At 62.5% G+C, this 11,237-nt stretch carries 11 protein-coding genes and 2 pseudogenes; 9 read left to right on the top strand and 4 right to left on the bottom strand.

Translation table 11 applies throughout. The features are described 5' to 3' along the window. Window positions 1-280: 280 nt before the first annotated feature. Entirely contained in the window at window positions 281-1,480 is a 1,200-nt protein-coding gene (gene tyrS / locus B7L71_RS11600; RefSeq protein WP_081138074.1) for a tyrosine--tRNA ligase, read from the bottom strand. A 115-nt stretch (window positions 1,481-1,595) separates the two neighbouring features. Here tyrS and B7L71_RS11595 point away from each other — a divergent pair, with 115 nt between their 5' ends. Further along, a complete protein-coding gene (locus tag B7L71_RS11595; RefSeq protein ID WP_081138096.1) occupies window positions 1,596-2,738 on the top strand; it encodes an anhydro-N-acetylmuramic acid kinase in 1,143 nt (380 codons plus the stop codon). Window positions 2,739-2,837: 99 nt separating this feature from the next. On the opposite strand, the pseudogene B7L71_RS11590 reads toward B7L71_RS11595, so the two are convergent. Beyond that, window positions 2,838-3,173, bottom strand: a pseudogene (locus B7L71_RS11590) (ATPase, T2SS/T4P/T4SS family); the annotation flags it as partial. Window positions 3,174-3,207: 34 nt separating this feature from the next. Here B7L71_RS11590 and B7L71_RS11585 point away from each other — a divergent pair. From B7L71_RS11585 to B7L71_RS11560, 6 genes and pseudogenes are all read left to right on the top strand, one after another. Further along, window positions 3,208-3,905, top strand: a pseudogene (locus tag B7L71_RS11585) (YggS family pyridoxal phosphate-dependent enzyme). A gap of 68 nt (window positions 3,906-3,973) precedes the next feature. Then, window positions 3,974-4,801, top strand: a complete 828-nt coding sequence (gene proC / locus B7L71_RS11580) for a pyrroline-5-carboxylate reductase (RefSeq protein WP_081138073.1) — start codon at window positions 3,974-3,976, stop codon at window positions 4,799-4,801. 87 nt (window positions 4,802-4,888) lie between these two features. Beyond that, a complete protein-coding gene (locus B7L71_RS11575; RefSeq protein WP_016915947.1) occupies window positions 4,889-5,482 on the top strand; it encodes a YggT family protein in 594 nt (197 codons plus the stop codon). Window positions 5,483-5,537: 55 nt separating this feature from the next. After that, window positions 5,538-6,734 (top strand): homoserine O-succinyltransferase MetX, encoded by a 1,197-nt coding sequence (gene metX / locus B7L71_RS11570; protein WP_039181315.1) that lies wholly within the window; start codon window positions 5,538-5,540, stop codon window positions 6,732-6,734. After that, window positions 6,734-7,333 (top strand): methionine biosynthesis protein MetW, encoded by a 600-nt coding sequence (gene metW / locus B7L71_RS11565; protein WP_016915945.1) that lies wholly within the window; start codon window positions 6,734-6,736, stop codon window positions 7,331-7,333. Before metX ends, metW begins: the two co-directional genes overlap by 1 nt. A gap of 12 nt (window positions 7,334-7,345) precedes the next feature. Next, window positions 7,346-7,807 (top strand): DUF4426 domain-containing protein, encoded by a 462-nt coding sequence (locus tag B7L71_RS11560; protein ID WP_039181319.1) that lies wholly within the window; start codon window positions 7,346-7,348, stop codon window positions 7,805-7,807. Here the strand turns inward: B7L71_RS11560 and sfsA are convergent. Both sfsA and B7L71_RS11550 read right to left on the bottom strand, forming a co-directional pair. Then, the gene (gene sfsA / locus B7L71_RS11555) at window positions 7,804-8,532 is read right to left on the bottom strand and encodes a DNA/RNA nuclease SfsA (RefSeq protein ID WP_081138071.1); all 729 of its coding nucleotides are present in this window, start codon (window positions 8,530-8,532) and stop codon (window positions 7,804-7,806) included. The two genes, B7L71_RS11560 and sfsA, sit on opposite strands and share 4 nt — an antisense overlap. Then, window positions 8,529-9,689 carry an aminotransferase class I/II-fold pyridoxal phosphate-dependent enzyme gene (locus tag B7L71_RS11550; RefSeq protein WP_081138070.1) on the bottom strand — a complete coding sequence of 387 codons (1,161 nt, stop codon included), beginning with the start codon at window positions 9,687-9,689 and terminating at the stop codon, window positions 8,529-8,531. The genes sfsA and B7L71_RS11550 overlap by 4 nt, the downstream gene beginning before the upstream one ends. A 201-nt stretch (window positions 9,690-9,890) precedes the next feature. Between B7L71_RS11550 and dksA the strand changes: the two genes are divergently transcribed. Together dksA and gluQRS are read left to right on the top strand one after the other, a co-directional pair. Beyond that, window positions 9,891-10,328: an RNA polymerase-binding protein DksA gene (gene dksA, locus B7L71_RS11545; protein ID WP_016915941.1), complete on the top strand. Its 438-nt coding sequence runs from the start codon at window positions 9,891-9,893 to the stop codon at window positions 10,326-10,328. A gap of 120 nt (window positions 10,329-10,448) precedes the next feature. Then, window positions 10,449-11,237, top strand: a 789-nt coding sequence (gluQRS, locus tag B7L71_RS11540) for a tRNA glutamyl-Q(34) synthetase GluQRS (RefSeq protein ID WP_081138068.1), incomplete at its 3' end; no start/stop codon positions are given.

Genomic DNA, 11,237 nt, shown 5'->3' with positions numbered 1-11,237 from the left:
ACTGCAATCATTTCGCTGTGACTGGCTCGGTGACCTGAACCGTGTTGCCTCAGCGAGGAAGGCGTATTCTACGCATTCCGCGGTGTTTGTCAAGGGCTGTTTTCAGCGCGTGAAGCGAGCGATCAATCCAACCAACAGATGACACTAACTTCCTGACAAACCGAAGGTTTTTCAACCTTCTTCACCGCTGGTAACGCTTGGCGTCCCCGGCAGCGGATGCGTACTTTACGGATTCGCCGCCGGGTTGGCAAGGGCTATTTTGAAAAAGTTTTCAAAAAGTTCAAGCAAGCGTCACACGAGCGTAACGTTTCTTGCCTGCCTGGATGACGTACACCTTACCGGCGGCCAGCATGGTGTCCTGAGCAACGACATCGCCATCGACCTTGACGCTGCCATTTTTCAGCATGTCCTTGGCCTGGGCGCTGTTCTTTGTCAGGCCGGAGCGATTCAGAACCGCGGCGATGGGCGCTTGCTCACTGCCTTCGAACTCTACCGTCACTTCCGGCAGGTCTTCCGGCAGCTCACCCTCGGCCAGCTGGTTGCCCGCCGATTTATGCGCATTCGCGGCTGCTTCATCGCCGTGGTAACGGGCGATGAGCTCACGCGCCAGCTCCATCTTCACATCCCGAGGATTGGCACCCTGCTCCACGCTGAGCTTCAGCGCGGCGATCTCTTCGTTGGTTTTCAACGAGAGCAATTCAAAGTAGCGCCACATCAAGCTGTCAGGCATGGAGACCAGCTTGTTGAACATCGACCCCGGCGCTTCATCCACGCCGACGTAGTTGCCCAGCGATTTGGACATCTTCTGGACGCCGTCCAGCCCTTCCAGCAGCGGCATGGTAATGACGACCTGTGGCTCCTGGCCAAAATGCTTCTGGATTTCACGCCCCATCAGCAAGTTGAACTTCTGGTCGGTACCGCCCAGCTCGATGTCGGCTTCCAGCGCAACCGAATCGTAGCCCTGCACCAGCGGGTAGAGGAACTCATGGATGGCGATGGGCTGATTGGCCTTGTAACGCTTCTCGAAGTCGTCACGCTCCAGCATGCGGGCCACGGTGCTTTGGGCGGCCAGCTCGATCATCTTTGCGGCGGTCAGCTCACCGAACCATTCAGCATTGAAACGGACTTCGGTCTTTTCAGGATCGAGGATCTTGAAAACCTGCTCTTTATAGGTTTCCGCATTCGCTTTGACATCGGCTTCGGTCAGCGGCTTGCGGGTGACGTTCTTGCCGGTGGGATCACCGATCCGACCGGTGAAGTCACCAATCAGGAAGATCACCGTGTGCCCCAGATCCTGGAACTGGCGCATTTTGGTGAGCAGCACGCTATGGCCGAGGTGCAGGTCGGGGGCGGTAGGATCGAATCCAGCCTTGATGCGCAGCTTGCGGCCCGACGCCAGTTTCTTGCGCAGCTCGTCTTCTACCAGGATTTCATGCGTACCTCGCGACAGCAGCGCTAACGCCTGATCCACCTCACTCATTGCCTCTCTCCATGTACTATATGCCGTATATAGGCGATTAACCGTGATAGCGGGCGATATTACCACGCCCCAAGGCACTGGTTGAGCCTTCACCCCGTTTTGGATGCATGGCGATATGAAAACTTCACCTCTCGCGTTACCGACCTTGTATGTCGGGCTGATGTCGGGCACCAGCCTGGACGGCATCGATGCCGCCCTCGTCGAAATAACGCCCCATACCCCTCCGACCCTGATCGGTACCACGGCGGTTGCCATGCCCGATGCGCTGCATGGGCAGCTGCTGCATTTATGCCACTCGTCGTCGGTGACGTTTGCCGAGCTGGCCGCTGCCGAAGATGCTTTCTGCCGCTTGCAAGCCCGGGCCGTCAACACCCTGTTGGCAGAGCGTGGCGTCGCTCACCACCAGATAGCGGCCATCGGCAGCCACGGTCAGACCATCGAACATGCCCCCGAGGGGCATCAGGGCGGGCCGCGCTATACCTGGCAACTGGACAACCCGAGCCTGCTGGCAGAACTGACCGGCTGCGCCGTCGTGGCGGATTTTCGCCGTCGTGACCTGGCTGCAGGAGGCCAGGCGGCGCCCCTGGCTCCGGCGTTTCATCAGGCACTGTTCGGAGCACGGGCGGGTGAACAGCTGGTGCTCAACCTGGGCGGCTTTGCCAACCTTACCTGGCTATCGAGCCAGCCAGGGCAGGTGGTGGTGGGGTTCGATACGGGGCCGGCCAATGTGCTGCTGGATACCTGGTTTGGCCAGCATCATGTCGGCCGATTTGACCAACAGGGTGCCTGGGCAGCGAGTGGCCGCGTGGACACCGCCCTGCTGGAGCGACTGCTGCAAGAGCCCTTCTTTCAGCAGCCACCGCCACGCAGCACGGGCCGTGAGCTCTTTCACCTGGATTGGCTACAGCGCCACCTCACCGGCCACGAAGCGCCCTGCGACATTCAGGCCACGCTGGCGGAACTCACGGTGGCCAGTATCGCGCAAGGCATCGCCCAACTGCCGCTGGGCGATCAAAAAGCGACCCTGCTGGTCTGCGGAGGAGGCGCCCATAACGACCATTTGATGGAGAGGCTGGCGGCTCGCCTACCGCACATGGCGCTGGTATCACCGGCCACGCTGGGCTGGCCGGAAGATTGGATCGAAGCGGGTGCCTTTGCCTGGCTGGCCCATCAGCGCCTGCATGGGCTCCCCGGCAACCTGCCTTCCGTGACGGGTGCTAGCGGCCCGCGTGTACTGGGCGGTATTTACGCCGCCTGATACCGCGCCGCTACTCCTTGACCGACAGCGTTCCCTTGGCTCGGGCCTGAGCATCGCTCAGTGTGCCCCCCCTGTCGCTTGAGGAGCGTCTGTAGCGACATCGATCATGGCCGCCAGCGTCGTGCTCTTGCCCGACCCCGTGGGCCCTGTCACCAGCACCAATCCCCACGCCAGGTTGAAGGCATTGACCCTGAAACGCGCAACGCCGGGCATCTCGAACGAGAAGTCGGCTTACAGATACTCTTCATAGTCGTGGCGCTGACGATCGTTCATGATGTCGTAGATCAATCGCCGAACGTTACTGTTCTCCATGGCGGGCACATTAAGCCGACGGATATCGCCATCAACACGTATCATGGGAGGCAAGCCTGCAGAAAGATGCAGGTCGGACGCATTCTGCTTTGCCGAGAATGCCAGCAGTTCGGTAATATCCATCTCTCTTTTCCCAGCTGCGGTAAGGTGTTTGAGTATGACAGACAACGCGCTTCCCGAGTCACTGGCCGCTGCGCGCGAACGCCTGGGCCAGGCGCTCGACCAGGCCGGGCGACCCGCGAACGGTGCAACGCTGCTGGCGGTGAGCAAACCAAGCCCGCCAGCAGCGTGCGCCTGGCCTGGCAGCACGGCCAGCGGGCGTTTGGCGAAAACTACCTGCAGGAAGCGCTGGACAAGCAGGCGCAGTTGGCCGACCTGGAAGACATTGTCTGGCACTTCATTGGCCCGTTGCAATCCAACAAGACCCGGCCCGTGGCCGAACAGTTTGCCTGGGTACACAGCGTCGACCGCCTCAAGATTGCCAAACGCCTGAGCGAACAGCGCCCGGCCCACCTGCCACCGTTGAATGTCTGCCTGCAGGTCAATATCAGTCGCGAAGCCAGCAAATCCGGGGTACTACCGGAAGATGCGCTGGCCATGGCCCGGGAAATCGCGCCCCTGCCCGGCCTCGCCTTGCGGGGCCTCATGGCGATTCCTGCCCCGGCGGAAACGCTGGACGCGCAGCGCAAGCCGTTGGCAGAGCTACGGGCGCTGCTGGAAACGCTGCAGGCAGCCCTGCCCGAGGCACCGCTGGATACGCTCTCGATGGGCATGAGCGATGACCTCGAAGCCGCGATTCTGGAAGGTGCCACGCTGGTACGGCTGGGCACCGCCATTTTTGGCGCTCGGAGTTGACGGCGACCACCCGAACACGGCTTATTTTCTGCGGCACGCCGCAGCCATTTGCAAAAAAGGATACCCCCATGGCGAACAAGATCACCTTCATTGGCGCAGGCAACATGGCCAGCGCCATTATCGGCGGCCTGATCGACAGCGGTGTCGCGCCTGGCGACATCACCGCCACGGCCCCCAACGAGAGCGAGCTTTCAGCTTTGGCCTCGCGCCTGGGCATTCATACCCATACCGATAACAACGCGGCGGTGAGTGGCGCTGACGTGGTCGTCCTGGCCGTCAAGCCGCAAATCATGCGCGGCGTTTGTGAGGCCCTGCGCGATAGCGTCCAGCAGCAGGCACCGCTGGTCGTCTCGATTGCGGCAGGTCTGGACGCTGACACCATCGACCAGTGGCTAGGTGGTGGTAACGCCCTGGTACGCTGCATGCCCAACACGCCGTCCCTGGTCGGCATGGGCGCCAGCGGCCTCTACGCCAATCAGGCCGTCAGCGAGGCCCAGCGCGAACTGGCCACTCAGATGATGGAAGCAGTGGGTATCGTCGAGTGGGTCGAAGAAGAGCACCTGCTGAATGCCGTCACCGCCGTGTCCGGCAGCGCACCGGCCTATTTCTTCCTGATGTTCGAAGCCATGGAAGCAGCGGCCGTGGCACAGGGGCTTTCGGCCGCCACGGCGCGACGGCTGGCCATCCAGACCGCGTTGGGTGCCGCCACCATGGCCAAGGGCAGCGATAAAGACCCCGCCACGCTGAAACAGAACGTGATGTCGCCGGGCGGCACCACCGAGCGAGCCATTGCCCACATGGAAGAGGCCGAACTGAGAACCATCGTCGCCGATGCCATGCAAGCGTGCGCTCAGCGTGCCGATGCCATGGCCAAAGAGCTCGGCCAACACACATAATGCCTGCGTTACACACAGGATGACGTGCCTGATACGCCTTTAGCGTTTATTTTGCACACCAATACCAAGATCGAAGGAGAGGCAGCAATGGGAAGCCAACTGGGCAGCGCGGGGCTAATGCTCGTCAACACACTGATCAATATCTATCTGTTTCTGTTGATGCTGCGTTTCTTGCTGCAGGCGTCACGGGCCGATTACTACAACCCCCTGAGCCAGTCGGTGGTCAAGATCACCCAGCCGGTGGTAGGGCTGTTCCAGGGCTTCCTGGGCCCCGTGGCAGGTCGCTTCGACCTGGCCACCCTTGCGGCGGGGTTCGTCCTGAAGGTCGTCAGCATCGTGGCCATCTTCATGGTCGTTGGGCTGGGCATGCCGCCGATTCCCGGCCTGTTGATTGCCGGAGTCGCGGCGCTGGCCAATGCCATCCTGAAGATTTACTTCTTTGCCATGATCGTCATGATCATCCTGAGCTGGGTGGCCCCCAATGCCAGTCATCCAGGCGCGCTGCTGGTCATGCAGCTGGTAGAGCCCATCATGGCTCCCGTGCGCAAGGTCATCCCGCCGCTGGGCATGATCGACCTGTCACCCATCGTGGTGTTCATCGCCATCAACCTGGTCGATGGGCTGGTGGTTGGCGCGCTGATCCGCGCGGCGGGAATCTCGGGCGCGCTGGTCGGCCTCTGAGGCTGGTCGTCGCGTCTTTTTGAGCAGGATCCATTTTGCAGGACTAGCGCTTTCGATGCCTGATTCAGACACTCTTGCTTTTGCTGACCGGCCAGCGGACTCCGTGGGTCTGGTCACACCACACGTTGCCAAATTTGACACGCCGCTGCCGCTCGCCTGCGGCAAGACGCTGCCGGAATACGAGCTGATCTATGAAACCTACGGCACGCTCAACGCCGAGCGCTCCAACGCGGTACTGATCTGTCACGCGCTCTCCGGCCACCACCATGCGGCGGGCTACCACTCTGCCGAGGACCGCAAGCCCGGCTGGTGGGATGCCCATATCGGCCCGGGCAAATCCATCGACACCAACCGTTTCTTCGTGGTGTCGCTGAACAACCTGGGCGGCTGCCACGGCAGTACCGGCCCCGTCAGCCATAACCCAGACACCGGTCGCCAGTGGGGGCCTGACTTCCCCGTGATCACGGTCAACGACTGGGTGGCCAGTCAGGCGCGCCTGGCCGACCACCTGGGCATCGAGCGCTGGGCTGCGGCCGTGGGTGGCAGCCTGGGCGGCATGCAGGTGCTGCAGTGGAGCATCACGTACCCGGAGCGAGTGGCCAATGCGGTTATCATTGCCGCCACGCCCCGCCTGTCGGCCCAGAACATCGCCTTCAACGAGGTGGCTCGTCAGGCCATTCGCTCCGACCCGGAGTTCTTCGATGGCTGGTACGCAGAGCACGACACGGTGCCCAGGCGGGGCCTGAAGCTGGCGCGGATGGTCGGTCATATCACTTACCTCTCCGAAGACGCCATGGGCAGCAAGTTTGGCCGCGACCTGCGCAGCGACGACCTGAATTTCGGCTTCGATGTCGAGTTCCAGGTGGAGTCCTACCTGCGTTATCAGGGCGATACTTTCTCCACCGCCTTCGATGCCAATACCTATCTGCTGATGACCAAGGCGCTGGACTACTTCGACCCTGCCGCCCGCCACGGGGGCGACCTTGCCCAGGCGCTGGCCCCGGCCCAATGTCCTTTCCTGATCGTCAGCTTCACCACCGACTGGCGCTTCCCGCCCTCGCGTTCCCGTGAGCTGGTGGATGCCCTGACCCAGGCGGGCAAATCGGTCAGCTATGCCAATATCGACTCCCCTCACGGCCACGACGCCTTCCTGCTGCCTGAACCCCGCTACCACGCGCTGTTCAGTGCCTTCATGGGTCGCGTCGCTCGCGAGCTGAAGATCGACGCCGTCGCCAAGAAGGAGGCTCGTTAATGCGCACCGACCTGGAATTGATCTATGACTGGGTGCCCCACGGCGCCCGTATCCTCGACCTGGCCTGCGGCGACGGCACGCTGCTGGAGCGGCTGGCCAACGAGAAACAGGTCTCCGGTTACGGGCTGGAGATCGACCCGGAGGGCATCACCCAGTGTGTGGCCAAAGGGGTCAGCGTGATCGAACACAACCTGGACGACGGCCTGGCCAGCTTCGGCGACAACAGCTACGACCAGGTCATCATGACGCAGGCCTTGCAGGCACTGCGCCGCCCGGACAAGATGCTCGATGAGATGCTGCGGGTGGCGGAGGAAGGCATCATTACCTTCCCCAACTTTGCCTACTGGCGTCACCGCGTCCACCTGGGGGTGCGCGGTTACATGCCGGTATCGAAGTCGCTGCCCCACGCCTGGTACGACACGCCCAACATTCACCTGTCGACCTTCAATGACTTCGAGCATCTCTGTGGCGAGAAGGGGCTGGTGATCGTGGACCGCGCCGTGGGCGTGGGCGACCACAAAGGGCACTGGACATCCAAATGGTGGCCGAATCTGTTTGGCGAAATTGCCATTTTCAGGGTTCGCCGCCGCCCATCGTAGAGGAGAACCGCCATGGCGATGGCAAGACTGCGCCGCAGCCTCGCGCTGCTGACACTATTGGGTCTGCTGCTGATGTCGACCCAGGCCACGGCAGAACAGTGGGTCGAAGTGGGCGATTATGAAATTCACTACAGCGCCATCGCCACGCGGCACTTGAGCCCGGAAGTCGCTCAAGCCCACCGCATCCAGCGCAGCGCCGGGCACGGGCTGGTCAACGTGGCCGTGCGCCAGCGCCAGCCCGATGGCACGACGCGCCCGGTCATGGCCAACGTCCAGGGCAGCGTAGGAGGACTGAATGACGCCGGGGAGTCTCTCGGCTTTCGCAATGTCCGCGACGGCGATGCCACCTACCACATTGCGCTGTTCAGCCTGCGCCATGACGAACCCATGCGCTTCGACCTGGAAGTGCGCCACGACCGCAATGCGCCCCCGCAGCCGGTCAGCTTTATCCAGCGCTTCTACATCGAGCGTTAGGCCCGCACCGTCAGCGCCCGGTTCAAACGTGCAGTGAAAGGCGCTGCGTCGCGCCACTCGAGACGAATGCCGTAGGCCAGCACATCGACGCCCGCCGCCATGGCCTCGGCCAGCGCGGTCGCGTAAACGGGGTCGATGTGGGCCGCTGGAGCCACGTCCTCGATCCCTTCATGGGCGACGCAAAACAGCAGCACCGCCCGTTCACCCTGCTGGGCCAGCGCCGTCAGATGATGCAAATGCCGCGTGCCACGCTCACTGACCGAATCCGGGAAATAGCCGTGGCCATCGTCCTCCTTGAGCGTTACCTGCTTGACCTCGACATAGACCGCCCCCTTCACCGGGTCGTCGAGGCGAAAATCGAGCCGCGCATCGGCTACTTTCACCTCACGCGTCAGCGTGGCGTAGTCTGCCAGAGGGGGGATGTCTCCCGCCTGTATGGCCGACTCGACCAACCGATTGGCCCGCCCGGTGTGCACCGAGGCCAGCGCCAGCGCGCCGTCCGGCTGGGGCAGCGCAATCCACTCCCAGGTCCAGGCCAGCTTGCGCTTGGGGTTGTCGCTGGGCGATAGCCATACCCGAGCCCCCGGCACGTTGACCGCCTTCATCGAACCGGTATTGGGGCAGTGCGCCACCACCTCTTCGCCGCTGTCCAGCCGCACATCGGCCAGAAAACGCTTGTAGCGGCGCAGCAGCGTACCCGGCACCAGCGTGGGGTAGTGCATCATAAGCGACCTAAGAAGCGGGCCAGGCGCTCCATGGCTTCCTGAAGCCTGGGCACTTCATTGGTGAACGCGATTCGCACATGGTGCTCTCCGCCCTGGACGGCAAAGTCGATCCCCGGAGTGATGGCCACGTTCTCCTCTTGCAGCAGGCGTTCGCAAAAGGCCTGGCTGTCGCGGCTGTAGCGAGCAATATCCAACCATACATAAAACGCCCCCTGGGGTGGCAGGTCCGGCGCCAGCCCCAGCGCCGCCAGGCCATCCAGCAACACCTGACGCCGCTGCCTGAGGGTGGCCCGACGGGTTTCGAGAATATCGCGACACTCCGGCGTGAAGGCCGCCAGCGCCGCATGCTGGGAGGGCGTCGGCGCAGCCAGAAACACGTTCTGCGCCAGCCGCGTGAGTGGCTCGACCGCCTGCTCGGGCGCCACCAGCCACCCCAGCCGCCAGCCCGTCATGCCGAAGTACTTGGAAAAGCTGTTCACCACAAACGCATTCTCCGATAGCGACAGAGCCGACAGCGGGGCATCGTCGTAATTCAGCCCCTGATAGATTTCGTCGACGATGAGATCGCCGCCCTTGGCGGCCACCGTCTGCATGACCTCCCTTAGCGCGGTAGCGCTGAGCGTATGCCCGGTGGGGTTGGAAGGCGTGGCCAGCATCGCCAGCCGCGTATCGGGCTGCCAGTGACGTTCGACCAGCGGTGCGGTCAGCTGCCAGCCGCTGTCACGACCCACCGGTACGCTGTCGATGTGGGCACCGGCCAGCGCCATGAAGTGGCGATTGCACGGGTAATTGGGGTCGGCCATCAGCACGCGCTGACCGCTTTCCACCAGCAGCTGGCTGGCCAGCAGCAGGGCACCGGACGCGCCGGGGGTCACCAGAATCCGCGCCGGGTCCACCGTTGCCCCAAAGTGCTGGGCATAATGGTCGGCAATCGCTTCACGCAGTGAGGCCAGCCCCGCCGCCGGTGTATAGCGTGTACGGCCTTCCGCTAGCGCCTGCTGCCCTGCCGCCACGATGGGGGCTGGCGTGGCAAAATCGGGTTCTCCTACCTCCAGGTGGATGACATCATGACCCGCCGCCTCACGCGCCTGCGCCATTTCCAATAAGTGCATCACGCGAAAAGGTGCGACGTGTTCCACACGCGTATTCCAGGCCATAACGGTTCCTTTTCCTAGCAGTAGTCAAAACATGACCCATGGCGTACAAGATGTAGGACCATGGTCGAAAACGCACTATTATGCTTGCATCACAGCTAATTTTCAGCTAAACAAGCACCCCTTTGGCGTGCGATCGTGACACACGCACATGGTCGATCAGCAGTCACAACGTTCAGTAGTCACAACGTAAGGGGCACTCCCATGCCAGTAGCGGAAAAGAAATCGGAAGCGTCCAAGTCCTTCATCCCGTACGAGCCGGCACCGGGTGAAGAGTATATGAACGAGAAGCAGCTCGCGCACTTCCGCCAGCTGCTTCTGGACTGGAAACAGGACCTCATGGAAGAGGTGGATCGTACCGTACGCCACCTGCAGGAAGACGCCAATAACTACGCCGACCCCGCCGACCGCGCGACCCAGGAAGAAGGCTTCAGCCTGGAATTGCGTACTCGGGATCGTGAGCGCAAGTTGCTGAAAAAAATCAACGAAACCATCGAAAAGATCGATGAAGACGACTATGGCTTCTGCGAGGCCTGCGGAGTCGAGATCGGTATTCGCCGCCTCGAAGCACGCCCGACGGCCACGCTGTGCGTCGACTGCAAAACGCTGGCCGAGCTGAAAGAGAAGCAGCTGGGCGGTTGACACCGCGGCCACCGCAACATGAGTGACGGCCGCTGACGGGCACCCTTGAGGTGCCCGTTTTTGTTTGTCATCTTGTGTCTTTCCACGCTTGTGCTCTTTGATTGCCAGAAACGGGTTGCCATGACCGCTACCGCTTCCTATCGCGGGCGTTTTGCCCCTACGCCCTCCGGCCCTTTGCATCTTGGCTCACTGGTGGCCGCCCTGGGTAGCTATCTGGACGCCCGTGCCGCCGGTGGCCAATGGCTGGTGCGCATAGAAGACATCGACCCGCCACGCTGCCCAGACGGCGCCGACCGCACCATCCTGCAGCAGCTGGAAAGGTTCGGCTTGTATTGGGACGAAGCGGTCTGCTGGCAGCACACCCGCTCAGACGCCTATCAGCGGGCGCTGGAGCAGCTGATCACCCAGCGCCTCGTCTACCCCTGCAGCTGTTCGAGAAAACAGTGGCAGGATTTCGACGTCTATCCTGGCTGGTGCCGAGACGGCGTGCGCGACGCAACCAAACCTATTGCCTGGCGGCTGCGCAGCGACCTCGGCCAGCGCCCTGTGGTCTGGCAGGACCGCCTGTTTGGTCGCCAGCAGTTCGACCCGGCGGCGCTGGGCGACGTGGTGCTCAAGCGTAAGGATGCCTTGTGGGCCTATCAGCTGGCGGTCGTGGTCGATGATGCAGACCAGGCCATCACCGATATCGTGCGCGGCTACGACCTGCTCGACAACACCCCCTGGCAGCGCCAGCTGCAAGCGGCACTGGGCTATGCCACGCCGCGCTACCTGCACCTGCCGCTGGTGGTATCTGCGGATGGTCAGAAGCTCTCCAAACAGAACCTGGCCCCGCCGCTGGCGGATGCACCAGACGCCGTGCGCCGCCAGCTCCACCAGGCGCTCACGCTGCTCGACCAGGCGCCCCCG

Source organism: Halomonas sp. BC2, assembly GCF_002078115.1.
Classification (GTDB): Bacteria; Pseudomonadota; Gammaproteobacteria; order Pseudomonadales; family Halomonadaceae; genus Vreelandella; species Vreelandella stevensii.
This window is presented reverse-complemented; position numbering and strand designations above follow the sequence as displayed.

Bases quoted from the DNA above. Each gene is read 5' to 3' on its own strand.
- metX (WP_039181315.1), top strand. From the start codon at position 5,538: ATGCCTGATTCAGACACTCTTGCTTTTGCTGACCGGCCAGCGGACTCC.
- B7L71_RS11560 (WP_039181319.1), top strand. From the start codon at position 7,346: ATGGCGATGGCAAGACTGCGCCGCAGCCTCGCGCTGCTGACACTATTG.
- B7L71_RS11550 (WP_081138070.1), bottom strand. From the start codon at position 9,689: ATGGCCTGGAATACGCGTGTGGAACACGTCGCACCTTTTCGCGTGATG.
- sfsA (WP_081138071.1), bottom strand. From the start codon at position 8,532: ATGATGCACTACCCCACGCTGGTGCCGGGTACGCTGCTGCGCCGCTAC.
- proC (WP_081138073.1), top strand. From the start codon at position 3,974: ATGGCGAACAAGATCACCTTCATTGGCGCAGGCAACATGGCCAGCGCC.
- dksA (WP_016915941.1), top strand. From the start codon at position 9,891: ATGCCAGTAGCGGAAAAGAAATCGGAAGCGTCCAAGTCCTTCATCCCG.
- B7L71_RS11595 (WP_081138096.1), top strand. From the start codon at position 1,596: ATGAAAACTTCACCTCTCGCGTTACCGACCTTGTATGTCGGGCTGATG.
- B7L71_RS11575 (WP_016915947.1), top strand. From the start codon at position 4,889: ATGGGAAGCCAACTGGGCAGCGCGGGGCTAATGCTCGTCAACACACTG.
- metW (WP_016915945.1), top strand. From the start codon at position 6,734: ATGCGCACCGACCTGGAATTGATCTATGACTGGGTGCCCCACGGCGCC.
- tyrS (WP_081138074.1), bottom strand. From the start codon at position 1,480: ATGAGTGAGGTGGATCAGGCGTTAGCGCTGCTGTCGCGAGGTACGCAT.